A 21,322-nucleotide genomic window follows, 5' to 3' on the forward strand; every position below is an offset into this window, starting at 1 on the left:
GCCCACACGCCGGCGAGGCCGGATGCATTCGGCGGGGCGGGAGGAGCGGGGTCAGGAGGCGGGAGCGGCTGCGTGCAGGCGGGCGAGGGCCTCGGTCAGGGGGAGTTCCTCGCGGGTGCCCGTGGCGCGGTTCTGGAGTTCGACGACCTCGTCGGCCGAGCGGCGGCCCGCCACCAGGATCCAGGGCACGCCGATCAGTTCCGCGTCCGTGAGCTTCACGCCCGGCGAGAGGCCCGGGCGGTCGTCCAGCAGGACCCGCAGCCCCGAGGCCGCAAGGGCCGTCGCCGCCTGCTCGGCCAGCGCCAGGGGCACCGCCTTGCCCGCCGCGACCACGTGGACGTCGGCCGGGGCCACCGCGGCCGGCCAGCACAGGCCGCGCTCGTCCGCCGTCTGCTCGGCCAGGGCCGCGACCGCGCGGGAGACGCCGATGCCGTAGGAGCCCATCGTGACCCGTACCGGCTTGCCCCCGCGGCCCAGGACGTCCAACCCGAAGGCGTCCGCGTACTTGCGGCCGAGCTGGAAGATGTGCCCGATCTCGATCGCGCGGTCGAGCTTCAGCCCCGCCCCGCAGGAGGGGCAGGGGTCGCCCGGCTCCACGACCACGACGTCGAGGTACTGGTCGACTTCGAAGTCGCGGCCGCAGACGACGTTGCGGGCGTGCGTGTCGGCCTTGTTGGCGCCGGTCACCCAGGCGGTGCCCGGCGCGACCCGAGGGTCGGCCAGGTAGCGGACCTTCCCCAGGCTCTGCGGCCCCACGTAGCCCCGCACCAGGTCGGGCCGGCCCGTGAAGTCCTCGGCCGTGACGAGTTCGACGACCGCGGGGGCCAGGTGCTCTGCGAGCTTGCCGAGGTCCACCTCGCGGTCGCCGGGCACGCCCACGGCGGTGATCTCGCCGTCGACCTTCACGAGGAGGTTCTTCAGCGTCGCCGAGGCCGGCACGCCCAGCTGCGCGGCGAGCGTCTCGATCGTCGGGGTGTCGGGGGTGTCCACCTCCTCCAGGGCCGGGTGCTCCTCGGACACGGGGGTCGCTGCGAAGGTGACGGCCTCGGTGTTCGCCGCGTAGTCGCAGGAGGGGCAGTCCACGAAGGTGTCCTCGCCGGCCTCGGCCGGGGCCAGGAACTCCTCGGACGCCGAGCCGCCCATCGCGCCCGACACCGCGGACACGATGCGGTGGTCCAGGCCCAGTCGCTCGAAGATGCGGACGTACGCCTCGCGGTGGAGCCGGTAGGACTCCTCCAGCCCCTCGTCGGAGACGTCGAAGGAGTACGAGTCCTTCATCTGGAACTCGCGTCCGCGCAGCACGCCCGACCGGGGGCGGGCCTCGTCCCGGTACTTGGTCTGGATCTGGTACAGCATGACCGGCAGGTCCTTGTACGAGGTGCACTGGTCCTTCACCACCAGGGTGAAGATCTCCTCGTGGGTGGGACCGAGCAGGTAGTCGGCGCCCTTGCGGTCGCGGAGGCGGAACAGCAGGTCGCCGTATTCCGACCAGCGTCCGCTGACCTCGTACGGCTCCTTCGGCAGCAGGGCCGGCAGCAGTACCTCCTGGGCGCCGATGGCGTCCATCTCCTCGCGCACGACGCGGCTGACGTTGTCCAGGACCCGCTTGCCGAGCGGCAGCCACGTCCAGACGCCGGCCGAGCTGCGCCGGACGTAGCCGGCTCGGACCAGGAGCCGGTGGCTGAGGGTCTCGGCGTCGGCCGGGTCCTCGCGGAGGGTCTTGGCCATGAGGCGGGACATGCGCTGTACCTGGTGTGTGGACATGCCCGGGAGGTTACCGGTGCCCCCGCGGCCCCAGGAAACCGATTCAGGGCCTGGTCAGCGGCAGTGGGGCGCCCATGACGGCGTACGGGAGGCTCGCGCTGGGGAAGTGGACCCGGCGGGCGAGGTCGACGTAGCCGAGGGCCCGGTAGAGCCCGCGTGCGGGACTCTCGGTGTCGATGGCGGAGAGGATCGAGCGGGGTTCGGCGGCGCTGTCGGTGAGGGTGGTGATCAGGGCGCGGCCGATGCCGTGGCCCTGGAAGCCGGGGTGGACGTGCAGTTCGGTGATGACGAAGGAGCCGTCGAGCCAGTCCTCGTGCCCGCCGGCGCGCAGGTAGGGCTCGACGACGGTGGACCACCAGTGCGTGCGGTCGTTGGGCATGCCGTAGACGAAGCCGGTGAGCGCGCCGTCCTCGGCGAAGGCACCGAGGGCGCGGGCGCCCTTGCAGGTCATGTGGCGCTGGACGATGTAGCGCCGGATGCCGACCTCCTCCTCGCTGAGGCCGAAGGCGACGGCCTGCACGCGCAGGGCCTCGTCCACGCGGGCGGCGAGGTCGAGCGGGCCGATACGGACTCCGGAAGGCAGCATGCGGTGACCTTACTTCGCGGTAAGGGTGTGCCGGAATGCCGCCGCCCCGCTCTGCGGGCGGTTCAGAACAGCACGCTCATGAACGCGCCGACCTCACGGAAGCCGACCCGGTGGTATGCGGCGCGCGCCGCGGTGTTGAAGTCGTTCACGTAGAGGCTGACCACGGGGGCCACGTCGCGCAGCGCGTACGCGACGACGGCGGCCATCCCGGTCTCGGAGTGGCCGCGGCCGCGGTACTCGGGGGCCACCCAGACGCCCTGGATCTGGCAGGCGCGGGAGGTGGCGGCGCCGATCTCGGCCTTGAAGACGATCTTGCCGTCCTCGACGCGGGCGAAGGAGCGGCCGCCTGCGACGAGTTCGGCGACGCGGGCCTGGTAGAGCAGTCCGCCGTCTCCGGCCATCGGCGAGACGCCGACCTCCTCGGTGAACATGGCGACGCAGGCGGGCATGATCAGGTCCATCTCGTCCTTGCGGATCCGGCGGACCCGGGGGTCCGCCTCGACCGTGGTCGACGGACGGTCGATGACCATGAGGGGTTGGTGGGCGCGGACCTCGCGGGCGGGTCCCCAGCTGGGCTCCAGCAGCTGCCACAGCTGCCGGGTGGGGCCGGCGGGGCCGACGATGGAGGAGCAGCGGCGGCCGGTGCGGCGGGCCCGGTCGGCGAAGGCGCGTACGGCGTCGGGCTCGGCGCAGACGGGTACGAGGTTGGCTCCGGCGTAGCAGAGGGAGCGGAGCTCGCCGTCGGCGTACCAGCCCCACATCTCGCCACCCAGGCGCCAGGGGTCGAGTCCGGCGACCTGGACCCGGGAGGTGACGAAGGCGTTCTCGACCGGCTCGCGTCCGAGGATGTCGAGCGCGGCGTCGAGATCACTGGGTTCAAGGACCCGGGTGGTGGTCTGCGTCAACACTGGGGCCTCACCGTACAAGTCTGCTGATCTCCGCACTGTACCCGGCGGGGCCGGGCGATGCCGCGTCCAGAGGTCACGAAAAGGCCCCGGCCCCGCTCCCGAGCTGCGGGAACGGGGCCGGGGCCGGATGCGGGCGGGCGGCCTGGATCAGACGCCGATGGCGACGGTCGGCTCGCCGCTGGCGACGCCGTCGGCCTCCATCTGGGCGGCGATCTTCATGGCCTCTTCGATGAGGGTCTCGACGATCTTCGACTCGGGGACGGTCTTGATGACCTCGCCCTTCACGAAGATCTGGCCCTTGCCGTTGCCGGAGGCGACGCCGAGGTCGGCCTCGCGGGCCTCGCCGGGGCCGTTGACGACGCAGCCCATGACGGCGACGCGCAGCGGGACCTCCATGCCCTCCAGGCCGGCGGTCACCTCCTCGGCCAGCTTGTAGACGTCGACCTGGGCGCGGCCGCAGGAGGGGCAGGAGACGATCTCCAGGCGGCGCGGCTTGAGGTTCAGCGACTCCAGGATCTGGATGCCGACCTTGACCTCCTCCGCCGGCGGGGCGGAGAGGGAGACGCGGATGGTGTCGCCGATGCCCTCGGAGAGCAGTGCACCGAAGGCGACGGCGGACTTGATGGTGCCCTGGAAGGCGGGGCCGGCCTCGGTGACGCCCAGGTGCAGGGGGTAGTCGCAGGCGGCGGCGAGCTGGCGGTAGGCGTTGACCATGACGACCGGGTCGTTGTGCTTGACCGAGATCTTGATGTCGCTGAAGCCGTGCTCCTCGAAGAGGGAGGCCTCCCACAGCGCGGACTCGACGAGAGCCTCGGGGGTGGCCTTGCCGTACTTCTTCAGCAGGCGGGCGTCCAGGGAGCCGGCGTTGACGCCGATGCGGATCGGGGTGCCCGCGTCGTTCGCGGCCTTCGCGATCTCCTTGACCTTGTCGTCGAACTGCTTGATGTTGCCCGGGTTGACGCGGACGGCGGCGCAGCCGGCGTCGATCGCGGCGAACACGTACTTCGGCTGGAAGTGGATGTCGGCGATGACCGGGATCTGCGACTTCTTGGCGATCACGGCGAGCGCGTCGGCGTCGTCCTGGGTCGGGCAGGCGACGCGGACGATGTTGCAGCCGGAGGCGGTCAGCTCGGCGATCTGCTGGAGCGTGGCGCCGATGTCGGAGGTGCGGGTCGTGGTCATCGACTGCACCGAGATGGGTGCGTCGCCGCCGACGGCCACGGAACCGACCTGGATCTTGCGGCTGACCCTGCGGTCGGCAAGCTTCGTCGGCACGGACGGCATTCCGAGAGAGATGGCAGTCATCTGCTGTGCAACCCCAAGGTGTGGATCAAGGTCCCGAGATCGGCGGGCTCCAGGCTTCGAGATTACGCCAACGACGGCACGCCCCGTGCATCCGAGGGGGCGCACCACCCGAACGTAGGGAGCCGGGCACGATGCGTGCCCGGCTCCCGTCGGTGTGCGGTGGCCCGCCCGGCGGGCTAGGTGATCTTGATCGGGTTGACCACGTCCGCGACCATCACCAGCAGGGTGAAGCAGATGAACAGGCCCGCGACCACGTACGCGACCGGCATCAGCTTCGCCACGTCGAACGGGCCGGGGTCGGGGCGGCGGAAGATCCGTGCCACCCCGCGCCGGAGCGACTCCCACAGGGCGCCCGCGATGTGGCCGCCGTCGAGCGGGAGCAGCGGCAGCATGTTGAAGAGGAACAGCGAGAGGTTGAAGCCGGCCAGCAGGTTCAGGAAGAACACCAGCTGGTGCTGGGCGGGGATGTCGAGGGTGAAGATCTCACCGCTGACCCGGGCCGCGCCCACGACTCCCATGGGGCTGTCCTGCTTGCGCTCGGCGCCGTTGAAGGCCGCGTTCCACAGGTCCGGGACCTTCGACGGCAGGGCGACCAGCGACTGCACGCCGGCCTCCATCATCTCGCCCATGCGCTCGGCGGACTGGCCGAAGGACTGCGGTACGTAGCCGGAGGCGGGTGCGAAGCCGAGGAAGCCCGCGGTGACGTACTCGTCCTTGACGTACTTGCCGCTGCCGTCGGTCTTGGCGACCTTGTTCTCGATCAGGTTCGCCGTGAGGTCGAGGCGCTCGCCGGCCCGGACCACGGTGATGGTGGCGGGTCCGACGGTGGCGCGGATGTCCTTCTGCAGGGCGGACCAGTCGTCGACCGGGCGGCCGTCGAAGGCGACGATCTTGTCACCGGCCTTCAGGCCCGCGGCCTTGGCGGGCGCGGCGGGGTCGCCGGGCAGGCACTTGTCCCGCTTCTCGCTCTGCTGGATCACGCAGTCGGAGACGGTGGCGACCGAGGTGGTCTGGGTGTTCAGCCCGAAGGTCATCAGGGTCGTGAGGAAGATCGCCACGGCCAGGATCAGGTTCATGAACGGGCCGGCGAACATCACGATCACGCGCTTCCACGGCTTGCGCGTGTAGAAGAGCCGGGTCTCGTCGCCGGGCCGGAGCTCCTCGTACGCCGCCGAGCGCGCGTCCTCGATCATCGACCGGAACGGCGAGGTGGACCGGGCGGCGACCTTGCCGTCCTCACCGGGCGGGAACATCCCGATCATCCGGATGTAGCCGCCCATGGGGATGGCCTTGATCCCGTACTCGGTCTCGCCCTTCGTCCGCGACCAGAGGGTCGGGCCGAAGCCCACCATGTACTGCGGGACGCGGATGCCGAACAGCTTGGCCGTGGAGAGGTGCCCCAGCTCGTGCCACGCGATGGAGACCAGCAGGCCGACCGCGAAGATCACGATTCCGAGCACCGTCATCAGAAGTGTCATGCGCGCGCCTCCGCGGCGGCCCGAGCCGCCATCTCCCGCGCCCGGGCCCTGGCCCAGGCCTCTGCTTCGAGGACGTCCTGGACGGTCAGGGAGGTTCCCGACTCCGGCGTCCCGTGCTCATCGACCACGGCAGAGACCGTATCCATGATTGCTGTGAACGGCAGCCGACCGGCCAGGAACGCCTCCACGCACTCCTCGTTCGCCGCGTTGAACACGGCCGGGGCGGTGCCCCCGAGTGCTCCCACGTGCCGGGCGATCCCGACGGCGGGGAACGCCTCGGTGTCCAGCGGGAAGAACTCCCAGGTGGATGCCTTGGTCCAGTCGAAGGCGGGGGCCGCGTCCGGGATCCGTCCGGGCCAGCCGAGGCCGACCGCGATGGGCCCGCGCATGTCCGGCGGGGTGGCCTGGGCGAGGGTGGAGCCGTCGGTGAACTCCACCATCGAGTGCACGTACGACTGGGGGTGGACCACGACCTCGATCTGCTCGAACGGGATGTCGTAGAGCAGGTGGGCCTCGATGACCTCCAGTCCCTTGTTGACCAGGGTCGCCGAGTTGACGGTGATGACGGGGCCCATGGCCCAGGTGGGGTGGGCGAGCGCGTCCTGGACGGTGACCTGTGCGAGTTCGGCGCGGGTGCGGCCGCGGAAGGGGCCGCCGGAGGCGGTCACCACGAGCTTGCGCACGTCGGCGCGGGTGCCGGCGGCCAGCGCCTGGAAGAGCGCGGCGTGCTCGGAGTCCACGGGGATGATCTGGCCGGGCGCGGCGAGTGCCTTGACCAGCGGGCCGCCGACGATCAGCGACTCCTTGTTGGCCAGGGCGAGGGTGCGGCCGGCCCCCAGGGCGGCGAGGGTCGGCGCGAGGCCGATGGATCCGGTGATGCCGTTGAGCACGGTGTGGCACGCGGATGCGGCGAGCTCGGTCGCGGCGTCCGGCCCGGCCAGGATCTCGGGCAGCGCCTCGCCCGGACCGTACTGGGCGCTCAGCGCCTCTTTCAGGGCCGGTACGACGTCCTCGCGGGCGACGGCCACCTTCTCCACGCGCAGCAGCCGGGCCTGCTCGGCCAGCAGTGCCACCCGGCCGCCGGCGGCGGACAGCGCGGTCACCCGGAACCGGTCCGGGTTGCGCAGGGCCAGGTCGATGGCCTGGGTGCCGATGGAGCCGGTGGACCCGAGGATGACGATGTCCCGGCGGCCGGCCGCGGGGTCGAAGAGGAGGTGCGGGTCGGCGAGGGGGGCTGGACGGTCGCTCATGCCCCCCATTGTTGCGGCAAGTCAGGGGCGGCCCGACACGGAGCCCCCTTCCGTGACCCGCAGGAGCAGGTGCGGGAGCGTTCCGGCGAAGTCGGGGAGGGTGCGGGCGGTGCGCCACCACGCGTCCGGGTCCTCCCCCAGGGCCGCGGTGAGCAGCCGGTACGCCTCGGCGTGGGCGGCGAGGACGGCGCCCGCGTGGTCGTGCCGGTCCGGGTGGTCCACGTCGCCGAGCCAGTGGTCCTCGTCGAGGGCCCAGCACGCGGGCAGCTTGTGCCGGACGACGTCCACGCCGGTGAGCAGGCCGCGGTCGAGGCAGTCGCGCACCCAGCGGATGTCCTCCTCGACGCTTTCCATGGGCACGGCGAGGCTCGCGAGGGCCAGTTCCCGCTCCACGCCGCCGGTGGGCTCGGAGGCGGTGGGGGCCAGGTGGCGCACGGCCCGGGCCAGGTCGGGGTCCGGCTGCTGCGCGCCGTCCGGTGCGGGCAGGATCCCGCCGACGACGCCGGCGACCAGTTCGGGCAGCGGGCCCGGACGGCCGGGGGCGTGCCGCAGCAGCTCCGCCCACAGTCGCGGGTCGTCGCCCAGCGGGCGCAGGGCGCGCAGCACGGCGGTCTGCATGCCGGCCTGTTCGGGCAGGGTCCAGCGCAGGGAGCGGCGGGCGGGGAGGTGGCCGAGGACCAGCGTGCGGTGGGCGGGGGCGACGTGTGCGACGAGTTCCTCGTGCGTGAGCCGGCCCATCCGTACGGCGCGGACGGCGGGCCGGTGCCAGGAGCGCTCCTGCGCCGCGGCCGGAGCGGCGGCGAGCAGACCGGTGGCGGTCTCCATGGGCAGGTCGGCGACGAGCAGCAGGGCCTCGACGGAGCCGGCCGGCAGGGGCCGGCGGGAGTGCTCGGCGAGCAGGTGCTCCGGATCGAGTACGTGGGGCAGCGCCAGGATGTCGAGGGGGACCCGGGGTCCGCGCCTGCCGTGCCGGCGCAGCAGGACGGTCAGCTCCGCCGGGGTGAGGGGCTGCGCCTCGGGGTCGCGGCCGAGTTCGGCGCGGAGCACGGGCAGGAGTCCGGCCGGTGTGCGGCGGCGGGCGTAGCGGGCGGGCCCGGGCAGGCCGGGCAGGGGCCGGCCCACGACGCGGGGGTTGCGGGCGATGCGGCCGCGGTCCGCCGGGCCTGCGTGGCGCAGCAGCAGGGTGACGGTCGAGGCCGCCAGCCACTCGTCGCGGCAGAGGTACTTCAGGGTCGCCGGATCGAGCCGGCCGGTCAGGTCGACGACGACGTGGTCCGGTGCGTGGCGCAGCAGGTGCGCCACGCACCAGGCCAGCCGTCGACTGGTGCGGTCCTGCTCGGCCGTCGGCATCGTTCGTCCGCCTCGCGCTGTGCTCGTACGCGTGCCGGTTCCGCACGCGTTCTCCATCCTCGTACGTCTGTCCGACGTGCGGAGATGATCGCAGGTCAGCGGATGGGGCGGTGCACGTTCTTCCGGTTCGAGGCGCCGGGGGCGGCGTCGGCGATCCAGGGGCCGTCGCCGGAGGGGTCGAGGACGCCCTCCTCCAGCCAGGCGTAGGTCCCCGACAGGACCCCGGCGACCACCTTGCGGTCGAGGTCGTCGGTGTTGGACCAGAGCCGGCCGAAGAGCTCCTCGACGCGCAGCCGGGACTGTTCGCAGAAGGCGTCGGCCAGCTGGTACGCCTCGCGGCCGTGCTCGCCGGAGGCGCGCAGGTGCTCGGCGCGGACGCAGGCCGCGCTCATCGCGAAGAGCTCGGCGCCGATGTCGACGATCCGGCCGAGGAAGCCCTGCTTGGTCTCCATGCGGCCCTGCCAGCGGGACATCGCGTAGAAGGTGGACCGGGCGAGTTTGCGGGCGCTGCGTTCCACATGGCGCAGGTGGGTGGAGAGGTCGGGGTGGCCCGGGGGGTGGAAGGCCCGGTAGGTGCCGGGCACGTGGCCGGGACCGGTGGCGAGCTTGGGCAGCCAGCGGGCGTAGAAGCCGGCGGCGCGGGCGCCCGCCCTCGCCTTGTCGCCCAGCGCCTTCTCGGGGTCGATGAGGTCGCCGGCCACGGAGAGGTGGGCGTCCACGGCCTCGCGGGCGATCAGCAGGTGCATGATCTCGGTGGAGCCCTCGAAGATCCGGTTGATGCGCAGGTCGCGGAGCATCTGCTCGGCGGGGACGGCGCGCTCGCCGCGGGCGGCCAGGGACTCGGCGGTCTCGAAGCCCCGCCCGCCGCGGATCTGCACCAGTTCGTCGGCCATCAGACAGGCCATCTCGGAGCCGTAGAGCTTGGCGAGGGCGGCTTCGATGCGGATGTCGTTGCGGTCCTCGTCGGCCATCTGGGAGGCGAGGTCGACGACGGCTTCGAGGGCGAAGGTGGTGGCGGCGATGAAGGAGATCTTGGCTCCTACCGCCTCGTGCCGGGCGACCGGCCGACCCCACTGCTCACGTACGCCGGACCACTCGCGGGCGATCTTCAGGCACCACTTGCCGGCGCCGACGCACATGGCGGGCAGGGAGAGCCGGCCGGTGTTGAGCGTGGTGAGGGCGATCTTGAGGCCGGCGCCCTCGGCGCCGATGCGCTGGTCGGCGGGGACCCGCACCTGGTGGAAGCGGGTGACGCCGTTCTCCAGGCCGCGCAGGCCCATGAAGGCGTTGCGGTGCTCCACGGTGATGCCGGGCGAGTCGGCCTCGACGACGAAGGCGGTGATCCCGCCGCGGTGGTTCTCCGACTTCGGCACCCGGGCCATGACCACGAGCAGGTCCGCGACGACCCCGTTGGTGGTCCACAGCTTCACGCCGTCGAGGACGTAGGCGTCGTCGCCGTCGGGGACGGCGGTGGTGGCCAGGCGTGCCGGGTCGGAGCCCACGTCCGGCTCGGTGAGCAGGAAGGCGCTGATGGCGGAGGTCGCGCAGCGCGGGAGGTAGGTGTCCTTCTGCGCCTGTGTGCCGAACATCTTCAGCGGCTGGGGCACGCCGATCGACTGGTGCGCGGAGAGCAGGGCACCGATGGCCGGGCTGACCGAGCCGACGAGGGCGAGCGCCTTGTTGTAGTAGACCTGCGTGAGGCCGAGGCCCCCGTACTTGGGGTCGATCTTCATGCCGAGGGCGCCGAGTTCCTTGAGGCCGCGCACGGTCTCGTCGGGGATCTTCGCCTCGCGCTCGATGAGGGCGCCGTCGATGCGCGTCTCGCAGAACTCGCGCAGCCGGGCGAGGAAGGCCTCGCCCCGTCTGACGTCCTCGTCGGCGGGGAGCGGATGGGGATGGATCAGGTCGAGCCTGAACCGTCCCAGGAACAGCTCCTTGGCGAAACTGGGTTTGCGCCAGTCCTGCTCCCGGGCCGCTTCCGCGACCTGTCGTGCCTCGCGCTCGGTCACCTTGGGCTGTGTGCCGGTGGGCGGTACGGGCTGTGTTGCGGACATGCGGGGACTCACCTCGCCGCCGGAGTCGGTGTCCCGGCCTACTGGCCGGTGCTACCTGTGAGTCGTACCCCGCCCGGCTCCGCGGGAAAAGCCGGGGCGGACCAGTCGGGTCAATCGCCGCGCCACGGCGCCGGACCGGCCCGGCACGGGCCGGGAGAAGGGGGACGGCCGGAGCCCCCGCACAGTAGGCTCCGGCCGTCGGCTCTGTGGCCGTACGAGATCAGATGTCGAGGCCCGTCAGGACCAGGACCCGCTCGTACGTGTAGTCGTCCATCGCGTAGCGGACGCCCTCGCGGCCCACCCCGGACTGCTTGACGCCGCCGTACGGCATCTGGTCGGCGCGGTAGGACGGCGCGTCGCCGATGATCACGCCGCCGACCTCCAGCTCCCGGTGGGCGCGGAACGCGGTCTGGACGTTGCGGGTGAAGACGCCCGCCTGCAGGCCGAACTTGGAGTCGTTCACCGCGGCGAAGGCCTCGTCGGTGTTCTCGACCCGCAGCAGGGTCAAGACCGGGCCGAAGACCTCCTCGGTGGCCAGCTTGACGCCGTCCGGCACGTTGGCGAGGACCGTGGGCTCGAACGAGGCGCCGTCGCGCTTGCCGCCGGTGAGCAGCTTGGCGCCGGCGGAGACGGCCTCCTCGACCCAGGACTCGACGCGCTGGGCGGCGGCCTCGGAGACGAGCGGGCCGACGTCGGTGGCGTCGTCGGTCGGGTCGCCGGTGACCTGGGCCTGGACCTTCGCGACGACCTTCTCGACGAGGCGGTCGTAGACGGAGGCGTCGGCGATCACGCGCTGCACGGAGATGCAGGACTGGCCGGCCTGGTAGTTCGAGAAGGTCGCGATGCGGGTCGCGGCCCAGTCGAGGTCGGCCTCGGAGGACCAGTCGTCCAGCACCACGGCCGCGGCGTTGCCGCCGAGCTCCAGCGTGCAGTGCTTGTGGGGCACCGACTGCTGGATGGCGTAGCCGACGGTGTCGGAGCCGGTGAAGGAGATGACGGGCAGGCGCTCGTCCTTGACCAGGGCGGGCATCTTGTCGTTCGCGACCGGCAGGACCGACCAGGAGCCGGCCGGGAGGTCGGTCTCGGCGAGCAGCTCACCCAGGATCAGGCCGGACAGCGGCGTGGCCGGGGCCGGCTTGAGGATGATCGGCGCGCCGACGGCGATGGCCGGGGCCACCTTGTGGGCGCACAGGTTCAGCGGGAAGTTGAACGGCGCGATGCCGAGGACCGGGCCCTTGACGAAGCGGCGGGTCAGCGCCAGCCGGCCGACGCCGCCGGCGTCGGTGTCGAGGCGCTGGGCCTCGCCGCCGTTGAAGCGACGGGCCTCCTCCGCGGCGAAGCGGAACACGGACACCGCACGGCCGACCTCACCGCGGGCCCACTTGACGGGCTTGCCGTTCTCGGCGGAGATCAGCCGGGCGATCTCCTCGGTGCGCTCCACGAGCCGCTTGGACACGTGGTCCAGGGCGGCGGCCCGTACGTGGGCGGGGGTCGCGGAGAACTCCGCCGTCACGGCGTACGCCGCGGCCACGGCCTCTTCGACCTGCTCGTCGGTGGGCACGCTGACGGCGCCGACCAGGCGGCCGTCCCACGGGGAGTGGACGTCGAAGCTGTCCTCGCCGATGGCCTGGCGGCCGGCGAGCCAGAAGGCGTGGGTGGAAGTCATGCGAATCCCGGCCCTTCGAAAGTGTGCGGTGGGTCCTGACCCCTCCACCGTAGGACTCCCCGGGGGATTCGGCGTTTGTCCGGGGTGTAGTACGCGCCGTCGGGCTCGCGCCGGTTTGTCACTGTCGCGGGTGGGCCGGGCGGCCCGACACCCTCAGCCCGGGCTGGAGGTGGCCTTGAGGGCGAGCCACAGCTCCATGCGGACGTCGGGGTCCTCCAGGGAGCGGCCCAGGATCTCCTCGACCCGCTTCATCCGGTAGCGCAGCGTGTGCCGGTGCACCCCGAGGTCGGCGGCGGCCGCGTCCCACTGCCCGTGGCGGGAGAGCCAGGCCTGGAGGGAGGCGACCAGGTCGCCGCGGCCGGTCGCGTCGTGTTCGCGCAGGGCGCGCAGGGTGCCGTCGGCGAAGGCCCGTACGGCGTCGTCGGCCAGCAGCGGCAGGACCGAGCCCGCCGCCATGTCCTCGTGCTCCACCATCGGCCGACCGCGCCGGCGCGCCACGGCGAGCGCCTGGTCGGCCTGTTTCAGGGCCGCCGCGACACCGCCGGGACCGGCGGGTGCGGACAGCCCGACCACCAGTTCGTCGGGCTCCGCGCCGGCGGCGTCCCGGCTGCGGCGGGCCTCCAGGGCCTCCGCATGGGCGGTGCAGGCCTGTACGGCCGAGCCGGTGTCGGAGGCGAGGACCACGAGCCGCCCCGGCTCCGGGACGACCAGCAGCGCCTCGCCGGTGCGGGCGGCCGCCGATTCCACGGTGTCCGCGAGCAGCGCGAGTCCCTCCGGCTGCGCCGTCCCCGCCAGGGCCGGCTCGGCGACGATCAGCCGGAACGGCGCGTCCAGCAGCGACCCGTACAGGTCGCCGGCCACGGCCCGGGCGTGGTCCGGCTCGCCCGCCAGCAGCATCCGCAGCACCGCCGCCCCCAGCCGGGACTCGGCGTCGTGCAGCGAGCGGGACCGCTCGGTGGTGAGCGTCAGCAGCGCGACCGCCGAGTGCACGGCGTAGCGCTCCGCGGTGCCCAGCGGGGCCCCGGTGCCGACGGCGAGCGCCCCCCGCGCCCGCCGGCCGGTGCCCAGGGACTGCAGCTCGACCCGGTCCTCGGCGCCCCCGACCACGGCGCTCGCGGGTGCCGGCCGCTCGCGCAGCCGCTCCACGTCGGGTGTCAGCCGGGCGGCGCGGCGCGCGGCCCACTCCGGAGCGGCGGCCACCACCGCGCCGGAGGTGTCGTAGAGCGCCGCCCAGCCGTGCACGTGCGCCGCGAGCCTCGCCAGCAGTTCTGCGGGGCCGTCGGCGGAGAGCGCGGCACGCGTCAGTTCCCGCTGGGCCTCGAAACCGGCCGTCACGGCCCGGTACTGGTCCGCCGCGAGCGCCGCGGACACGGCCTTGCTGATCGCCAGGAAGGGCGTGCGGCGGGGCACCTCCAGCAGCGGCATGTCCTCACTGCGCGCGGCGTCGACCAGGGCGTCGGGGACCGCCTCGTAGTTGACGCCGATCGCGAAGCCGATACCGACCACTCCGGCCGCGGCGAGGCGGCGCACGTAGCGGCGCATCTCCTCCGGGTCCTCCGCGTCCAGCTTCATCGCGGTGATCAGGAGCAGTTCCCCACCCTCCATGTAAGGGACGGGGTCGGCCAGCTCGCTGACGTGCGCCCAGCGCACCGGGGTGTCCAGACGGCTCTCCCCCGCCCTGACGCTGAGTTTGAGCGCCGAGTGCTGGACGAGTGAGGCGAGGGTCAGCGGCATCGGTTACCAGGGGCCTTAGGGGGAGGGGAGTGGTGGAGGAGCCGCCGACGCTTTTCGCCGTGTCGTACGAACGACTCCCCTCGATTCTGCCACCCCGTACGGGTCGGGGTGGGGGTCAGGCCGTTCCGGCCAGGCGGACCAGCAGCGGAGCCGCCCGCTCCCCGCCCACCGAGGTCAGTGACAGCACCGCGTGCCCCGGGGGTACGTCGTGCGCCAGGTCCGAGGCGGACCAGCGCTCCCGCTCCACCTGGCGCACGGTGACCGCGTCCGTCGTGACCGCCTTGCCCGTGACGAGCTTGCGGAAGGCGTGGATCGCCCGGGTCAGCGGCTGGTCGGCGAAGACAGTCCGGTGGGTGACGTCGCGGGCCTCCACCCACTCGGTCCCCCAGGCCTCCGCGAAGCGTTTGCCGTCCCAGGTGGTGACCCCGGCGAAAGCCATCCGGCAGCCGACCGCCCCGAGCAGGGGGGTGCGCAGCGCCTCCGGTACGTCGTCCAGCGTGCGCAGGGTCAGCAGGACGCCCGCGTGCGCCGAGCGCAGCCGCTGGACGCCGCGCACGGTCTGCGGGGTCAGGGTGTGCGAGGCGTCGTCGAAGGCCAGGAAGGCGAAGAGGGAGCGGTCGGTGCGGGCGGCCGCGGCGGCGTTGAACTGGGCGAGCAGCAGCCGGGCCAGCATCCGGGAGGCGTCGGCGTGTCCCCGCTCGGGGAGGTCCACGCGGACCCGGATCGGGTGCTCCAGGGCCCGCAGCGAGAACGGCCGGCCCTGCCCGGTGGTGTCGAAGAACCCGGCGAAGGCGGGCCGGTCCAGCAGCGCCACCCGGTCGGCGAGGGCCGGTCCGGGGTCGCCGTGCGCGCCGTGCTGGCGGGCGCGGGCGTCGAGCTCGCGCAGCATCGCGTGCTGCGGCGCCGTGCCGGCGGCGGTGCCGGTGGCGGCCGCGAGGTCGCGGCGCAGGGCGTCGAAAGCGGCCGGGACCTGGTCCAGCAGCTCGCGCAGCTCGGGCACGGCGGGGAAGCGGCCGTACGCCGCCCGGAACGGCCCCAGGAGCTGGGCGAGGGCGGTCGCCGCCCGCCGCACGTCGATCCCGGGGATGTCCCCGACGAAGGCCTCGGCGAGCAGGGTCGCCGCCTCGTCGGGGTCGGTGGCCCCGCCGTAGAGGTCGAGGTCGTAGACCGAGCCGGGGTCGCCGATGCGGACCACGACGTCGTAGGCGGCGTCCGGCCCGAGCTGCGCCCCGGCGGCGCCGACGGCGACGACGGCGGCCTGGCCGGCGAGCGCCTGGAGGGCGAGGGACTCGACGACTGGCCGTACCAGGCGCTGCGTCTTGCCGGCGCCGGACGGGCCGACGGCGAGCAGGGAGGTGCCGAGTACGCCGGGATCGAGGGCGAGGGAGGTGCCGCGGCGGGCGTACGGGTTGCGGACGCCGTCCGCGACGGTGCCGATGAGCACCTGCCGGGCCAGCAGGTCGTGCCGGGCGGCCCGCACGGGCAGGTCCCGGTCCCCGGAGGGGTGCACGCAGGCACCGGCGCCCTGGTCGCGGACGGAGTCGGCGAAGGCCCGCATGCGGGAGGGGTCGACGCGCACGGACTCCCAGGCCCGGCGGATGCGGGCGTAGTCCACGTCGTTCATCCGCCCGCCCCCGACCTCCCCCTCCAGCCGGTCGGCCACCTCCACCAGCCCGGCCCCCCGCACCTGCGGCCACCGCACGGGATCATCGGGCCCCCCCGCCTCGGGACGGGCCGGTTCGGCGGAGTGCAGCGGCCGCACGGCCCGGCTGCGCAGCAGGCGGCCCAGCAGCTCGGGCCAGCGGCCGAGTCGCCCGAAGCCGACGATCAGGAGGGCGGCGACGATGCCGTACCAGATGTACGAGGCCACGACGGAGGGGAAGGTCCCCGCCCAGGAGTCGGGCGTGAACATGTAGAGGGGCCACAGCCAGAAGCCGCCGAGGTAGCCGTTCCAGAGCAGGGACCAGAGCAGCAGCCCTGCCAGCAGTGCGATCAGGGCTCCGCTGACCAGCTGGCGGGTGGGGGTCGCCTCGGGCTCCTCGGCGGCCCGCGGCACGTGCCCGTAGGTCCAGACGCCCGGCCCGTCCGAGGACCGCGGTACGCGCAGCCAGTCCGCCAGGGTCGGTCCGGATGTGGGCGCGTGGGACGGCTTCGGCGGGAGCCCTGGCGTCGGCGCGGCGGCCGGTCCCGGGATGTGCCCGGCGCGGGTCGGGCGCGTCTCGTGCGTGCCGTCGGTGTCCATGAAACCCCTGCCCCCCTGACCGTGCCTGCGGTGCTGCGTCGCTCAATGTAGTGGTCGTGGGCGGCCGAGGGGGCGAATGACCAAGCTCTATGGCCGTCGCGGACAAGGACACGCTGAGATCACTACCGAACGGAGCATGCAGGACTCGCGCTCCCGGGCCTAGCCTGCGGACAAAGACACAAGTGCGTCCGAAAACACCCCCCAGGAGCCCTCTATGACCGCTGTCCCGCAGGAGCGCAAGATCGTCACCGCGATCCCCGGCCCCAAGTCGCAGGAGCTGCAGGCCCGCCGTCTGCAGACCGTGGCCGGCGGCGTGGGCTCCGTGCTGCCCGTCTTCACGGCCCGCGCGGGTGGCGGCATCATCGAGGACGTCGACGGCAACCAGCTGATCGACTTCGGCTCCGGCATCGCCGTGACCTCCGTCGGCGCGTCCGCCGAGGCCGTCGTGCGCCGCGCCTCCGCGCAGCTGGCCGACTTCACCCACACCTGCTTCATGGTCACCCCGTACGAGGGCTACGTCGAGGTCTGCGAAGCCCTCGCCGAGCTGACCCCGGGCGACCACGCCAAGAAGTCCGCGCTGTTCAACTCCGGCGCCGAGGCCGTCGAGAACGCCGTCAAGATCGCCCGTTCGTACACCAAGCGCCAGGCCGTCGTGGTCTTTGACCACGGCTACCACGGCCGCACCAACCTGACCATGGCGCTGACGGCGAAGAACATGCCGTACAAGCACGGCTTCGGTCCGTTCGCCCCCGAGGTCTACCGCGTCCCGGTCGCCTACGGCTACCGCTGGCCCACCGGCGCGGAGAACTGCGGCCCCGAGGCCGCCGCCCAGGCGATCGACCAGATCACCAAGCAGATCGGCGCCGAGAACGTCGCCGCGATCATCATCGAGCCGGTCCTCGGCGAGGGCGGCTTCATCGAGCCGGCCAAGGGCTTCCTCCCGGCGATCGTGCAGTTCGCCAACGACAACGGCATCGTCTTCGTCGCCGACGAGATCCAGTCCGGCTTCTGCCGCACCGGCCAGTGGTTCGCGTGTGAGGACGAGGGCATCGTCCCGGACCTGATCACCACCGCCAAGGGCATCGCGGGCGGTCTGCCGCTCGCCGCCGTGACCGGCCGCGCCGAGATCATGGACGCCGCCCACGCGGGCGGCCTGGGCGGCACCTACGGCGGCAACCCGGTGGCGTGCGCCGGTGCGCTCGGCTCCATCGAGACCATGAAGGAGCTCGACCTCAACGCCAAGGCGAAGAAGATCGAGTCCATCATGAAGGCCCGCCTGACGGCGATGCAGGAGAAGTACGAGATCATCGGCGACATCCGCGGCCGCGGCGCCATGATCGCGATCGAGCTGGTCAAGGACCCGGTCTCCAAGACCCCGTTCCCGGAGGCGGCCGGCGCGCTCGCCAAGGCCTGCCACGCCGAGGGCCTGCTCGTCCTCACCTGCGGCACCTACGGCAACGTGCTCCGCTTCCTCCCGCCGATCGTCATCGGCGAGCACCTGCTGAACGAGGGCCTGGACCTGATCGAGGCCGCGTTCGCGGCCATCGGCACGGAGATCTGAGCGGCGTCCGGTCCGACCGCCTGCTCGAACGACTAGAACGTCCGAGCGCAGCGCCCGCCCCTTACCGAGGGTAACGGGCGGGCGCTGTGAAGAAGGTGTGGGGGGCCGATGGCGGGAGCGGGTTCCTGCTGTCGGTCCCCCTCCCGCTGCCGTACGGTTTCTGCAGATGAGTGAAACAGCCCGCTCACGGGAAACCGGGGGCGATACCAGTACCGGGCTTCCCCAGCGCCGTACTGGGCCTGCGTTCGCGCACACTCCTCACCGATCGGACAGCCGGCCGCCCCAAACCCCCCGGGGCGTGCGGCAACCCGGTCCGGGCGGCCGTCCCGGAACCATCCCCCCTGTTCCGGGACGGCCGGCCACCCTTCTCGGCGCCTTCGCCGCCCCCGCGCTCTGCGCGCTCCTCTTCGCCCTGATCACCTGGCAGGTCCTGGTGCAGGGCCCCTTGCTGTCCTGGGACGCCCGGCTGAGCGGCGCGCTGGTGCGCACCCTCCCCGACGGCGTGACCGAGGGCCTGTCCGACCTCGGCAACATCCCGGTCGCGCTGCCCGTCCTGCTCCTCGCCGCCGGGTACGCCGCCCTGCGCGGCGACCGCCGCGGCGCCGTGACCGCGGTGGGGGCGATGGCCCTGGTGCCTGCGCTCGTCGTCCCGCTGAAGGAGTGGACCGCCCGGCCCGGCCCGCTGGAGCCGTGGGCCGCGGGCTACTTCCCCTCCGGGCACACCGCCACGGCCTTCGTGGCGTACACGGGCGCGGCCCTGCTGCTGCGGCCGCACTCCAGCCGGCGGTGGCCGGTGGCCGCCGCCCTCGTCCTCACGGGGGCGACGGCCGCCGGGCTGGTGCTGCGCGGGTTCCACTGGCCGCTGGACGTGCTGGCCAGCCTGCTGCTGTGCACGCCGCTGCTGCTGGGGGTCAGGCGGTCCTGCCGTAGTACGCGTCGAAGTTCCGGCTGAACTCCCCGCCCCCGAAGCGGTCCCAGTTGATCGACCAGGCCATCAGGCCGCGCAGGGCGGGCCAGGTGCCGTGGGTCCGGTACGTTCCGCAGTCGGTCCCCTTCGTCAGGCAGTTCAGGGCCTTGGCCACCTCGGCGGGCGTGGTGTGGCCGTTGCCCGCGTGCGTGGTGGCGGGCAGCCCGATCGCGACCTGGTCGGGACGCAGCGCGGGGAAGACCCGGGCGGTGTCGCCGGCCACCGGGAAGCCGGCGAGCAGCATGTCGGTCATGGCGATGTGGAAGTCGGCGCCGCCCATGGAGTGGTACTGGCCGTCGAGGCCCATGATCGGGCCGGAGTTGTAGTCCTGGACGTGGAGCAGGGTGAGGTCGTCGCGCAGGGCGTGGATGACCGGGAGGTACGCGCCGGCCCGCGGGTCCTGGCCGCCCCAGGGGCCGGATCCGTAGAACTGGTGGCCCAGCTGGACGAAGAAGGTCTCGGGCGCCATGGTCAGGACGAAGCCGGGGCCGTAGCGGGCCTTCAGGGACTTCACGGCGGAGACCAGGTGGGCGATGCCGGGGGTGGTGGGGTTGCGGAAGTCGGTGTCGCCGGCGGCCAGGGAGAGGGAGTGGCCCTCGAAGTCGATGTCCAGGCCGTCCAGCCCGTACTCGTCGATGATCTTCCCGACGGAGGCGACGAAGGTGTCGCGCGCGGCGGTGGTCGGCAGCTGGACCTGGCCGTTCTGGCCGCCGATGGAGATCAGCACCTTCTTGCCCGCGGCCTGCTTGGCCCGGACGGCGGCCTTGAACTCGGCGGGCGTCTCGACGTTCGGGCATTCCGCGACCGGGCAGAGGCGGAAGCGGATGTCGCCCGAGGTCACCGAGGTCGGTTCGCCGAAGGCGAGGTTGATGACGTCCCAGGAGGCGGGGACGTCGGCCATGCGGACGTAGCCGGAGCCGTTGGCGAAGCTCGTGTGCAGGTAGCCGACGAGCGCGTGGGCGGGGAGCCCGCCGCCGCCCCCGCCGCCGCTGCCCGTCGTCACGGTGACGGGTGCGCTGCGCGGGGACTCGCCGGCGGCGTTCACCGCGCCGACCCGGAAGGTGTACGGGGTCGAGGCGGCCAGTCCGGTCACAGTGGCCGAGGCGGCGGTGACCGCCAGGGGTGCGGCGCCGTCCCGGTGGACGGCGTACGAGGTGGCGCCGGGTACCGCCGTCCAGGACAGCAGGACCGAACTCGACGAGGTCGCGGAGGCGGTCAGGCCGGTGGGGGCGGCCGGTGGCCGGGGCTGCCCGGGGCCGACGAGGGTGACGTCGTCGGTCAGGTGGGCCGCCTGGCCGTACCAGCCGTGGGTGTGGACGGTGACCGAGGTGGTGGCCGGGCCGGTGCGGAAGGTGGTCGTCAGCTGCTTCCAGGCGCCCGGGCTCTGGGTCCAGACCGACACGTCGGTGGTACCGGTCCCGGCGGCGCCGAGGTAGACGTACGCGCCCTGCACCCAGGCGCCGAGCGTGTACGTGGAGTCAGGGGCGACGGTGACCGTCTGGGAGCAGCGACCGTTGTCCTGCCCGGCCGGGGTGGCCTTCAGGGCGGACGTCCCGCCGTGGACGGGGGTGGTGACGACGGCTCCGCTGCCGCCCGAGCAGCTCCAGCCGTCGAGGCCGACTTCGAAGCCGCCGTTGCGGACGAGGTCGGCGTCCGCGGCCGCGGCGGGCGGGCCCGCGGCGAGGAAGCCGGCCGCCATGAGGGCGACGGCCGTGAGGAGGGACCGGGTTCTGCGCACAACTGCCTCCGGGACGTGGGGGGATGGATCCGGGCTGCCGGCACGGGCACAGCGGCGCCCAAGATGGTCCAGACCAATCACCTTGTCAAGGGGTGCTGTGCTCCCCCACGACCGCGCGCGCGGCCGCCTCGTGCAGCGCCAGCTCCAGCAGGACGGGGTCCGTGAGGGTGCCCTCCCCGTCCGGGAGCACCTCCCAGCGCACCCCTCCGGTCGCGCGGCCCGGGTACGGGACCACGATCCACGCCCCGCGCCCGGCCCCCCGGACGCCCGTGCCGATCCAGTGCGAGGCGGTGCCCGCGGGCACGAAGAAGCCCAGCCGCGACGCGCCGAAGTCGGCGAGCACCGGGCCGGGCCGGTCGGTGAGCGGGCCGAGCACGTCGAGGGCGGTCCGCCCCAGCCCGCCGGGCAGGATCAGGACGTCCCAGAGCCGTCCCGCGGGCAGCAGGGCGACCCCGAGGGGGTTGCGCTCCCACGCCCGCCGGCAGGCACCGGGATCCGGCGCCGCCGAGGCCAGCCATTCCACCGCAGTCTTGTCCCCCGGGGTCGTCATCGCCCGGCCTCCGTTCCCTGTAGGTGAGGCGTACTCACCCGCAGAGAGCGGGGCCGGGTCCGGCTATGACGCGGGTTGCGTCACTCCGTGGGGGTGAATCGGGTCACACGGCGAACGGCGCGTGCGGCGCGCGGCGTTCCGACCGCGGGGCATGCCGGGGCGCCCCGCC

At 73.2% G+C, this 21,322-nt stretch carries 15 protein-coding genes; 2 read left to right on the forward strand and 13 right to left on the reverse strand.

Features of this window, described 5'->3' with window-relative positions:
• Window positions 1–51: 51 nt before the first annotated feature.
• The 11 genes from IF89_RS0115780 to IF89_RS0115830 all read right to left on the reverse strand — a co-directional run bounded on the left by IF89_RS0115780 (window position 52) and on the right by IF89_RS0115830 (window position 16,337).
• A complete protein-coding gene (locus IF89_RS0115780) occupies window positions 52–1,764 on the reverse strand; it encodes a proline--tRNA ligase (RefSeq protein WP_030767362.1) in 1,713 nt (570 codons plus the stop codon).
• 43 nt (window positions 1,765–1,807) lie between these two features.
• Window positions 1,808–2,350 carry a GNAT family N-acetyltransferase gene (locus IF89_RS0115785; protein ID WP_030767364.1) on the reverse strand — a complete coding sequence of 181 codons (543 nt, stop codon included), beginning with the start codon at window positions 2,348–2,350 and terminating at the stop codon, window positions 1,808–1,810.
• Window positions 2,351–2,412: 62 nt separating this feature from the next.
• Window positions 2,413–3,258: a GNAT family N-acetyltransferase gene (locus tag IF89_RS0115790; RefSeq protein WP_030767367.1), complete on the reverse strand. Its 846-nt coding sequence runs from the start codon at window positions 3,256–3,258 to the stop codon at window positions 2,413–2,415.
• Between the two features lie 147 nt (window positions 3,259–3,405).
• On the reverse strand, window positions 3,406–4,563 hold the full coding sequence (gene ispG, locus IF89_RS0115795) for a flavodoxin-dependent (E)-4-hydroxy-3-methylbut-2-enyl-diphosphate synthase (protein ID WP_030767370.1): 1,158 nt from the start codon (window positions 4,561–4,563) through the stop codon (window positions 3,406–3,408).
• A 176-nt stretch (window positions 4,564–4,739) separates the two neighbouring features.
• Entirely contained in the window at window positions 4,740–6,041 is a 1,302-nt protein-coding gene (locus tag IF89_RS0115800) for a M50 family metallopeptidase (RefSeq protein WP_030767373.1), read from the reverse strand.
• Window positions 6,038–7,291, reverse strand: a complete 1,254-nt coding sequence (dxr, locus tag IF89_RS0115805; RefSeq protein WP_030767376.1) for a 1-deoxy-D-xylulose-5-phosphate reductoisomerase — start codon at window positions 7,289–7,291, stop codon at window positions 6,038–6,040. The genes IF89_RS0115800 and dxr overlap by 4 nt, the downstream gene beginning before the upstream one ends.
• A gap of 21 nt (window positions 7,292–7,312) precedes the next feature.
• Window positions 7,313–8,641, reverse strand: a complete 1,329-nt coding sequence (locus IF89_RS0115810; RefSeq protein ID WP_030767379.1) for a hypothetical protein — start codon at window positions 8,639–8,641, stop codon at window positions 7,313–7,315.
• A 95-nt stretch (window positions 8,642–8,736) separates the two neighbouring features.
• Entirely contained in the window at window positions 8,737–10,695 is a 1,959-nt protein-coding gene (locus IF89_RS0115815) for an acyl-CoA dehydrogenase family protein (protein WP_030767383.1), read from the reverse strand.
• Between the two features lie 220 nt (window positions 10,696–10,915).
• Window positions 10,916–12,361, reverse strand: a complete 1,446-nt coding sequence (locus IF89_RS0115820) for an aldehyde dehydrogenase family protein (protein ID WP_030767385.1) — start codon at window positions 12,359–12,361, stop codon at window positions 10,916–10,918.
• Between the two features lie 153 nt (window positions 12,362–12,514).
• Window positions 12,515–14,095, reverse strand: a complete 1,581-nt coding sequence (locus IF89_RS0115825; protein ID WP_030767388.1) for a PucR family transcriptional regulator — start codon at window positions 14,093–14,095, stop codon at window positions 12,515–12,517.
• A gap of 115 nt (window positions 14,096–14,210) precedes the next feature.
• Window positions 14,211–16,337: a hypothetical protein gene (locus IF89_RS0115830; RefSeq protein WP_030767390.1), complete on the reverse strand. Its 2,127-nt coding sequence runs from the start codon at window positions 16,335–16,337 to the stop codon at window positions 14,211–14,213.
• A gap of 214 nt (window positions 16,338–16,551) precedes the next feature.
• On the opposite strand from IF89_RS0115830, the gene gabT reads away from it, so the two are divergent.
• Complete coding sequence (gabT, locus tag IF89_RS0115835; protein ID WP_030767394.1) at window positions 16,552–17,898, forward strand: 4-aminobutyrate--2-oxoglutarate transaminase; 1,347 nt, start codon at window positions 16,552–16,554, stop codon at window positions 17,896–17,898.
• 298 nt (window positions 17,899–18,196) lie between these two features.
• Entirely contained in the window at window positions 18,197–18,850 is a 654-nt protein-coding gene (locus IF89_RS0115840; RefSeq protein WP_324605338.1) for a phosphatase PAP2 family protein, read from the forward strand.
• Here IF89_RS0115840 and IF89_RS0115845 read toward each other — a convergent pair.
• Window positions 18,810–20,564 carry a chitinase gene (locus IF89_RS0115845; protein WP_078628328.1) on the reverse strand — a complete coding sequence of 585 codons (1,755 nt, stop codon included), beginning with the start codon at window positions 20,562–20,564 and terminating at the stop codon, window positions 18,810–18,812. The genes IF89_RS0115840 and IF89_RS0115845 overlap by 41 nt on opposite strands.
• Before the next feature lie 124 nt (window positions 20,565–20,688).
• Complete coding sequence (locus IF89_RS0115850) at window positions 20,689–21,153, reverse strand: hypothetical protein (protein ID WP_030767401.1); 465 nt, start codon at window positions 21,151–21,153, stop codon at window positions 20,689–20,691.
• Window positions 21,154–21,322: the final 169 nt, after the last annotated feature.

The organism is Streptomyces sp. NRRL F-2664 (genome assembly GCF_000719345.1).
Taxonomy (GTDB): Bacteria; Actinomycetota; Actinomycetes; order Streptomycetales; family Streptomycetaceae; genus Streptomyces.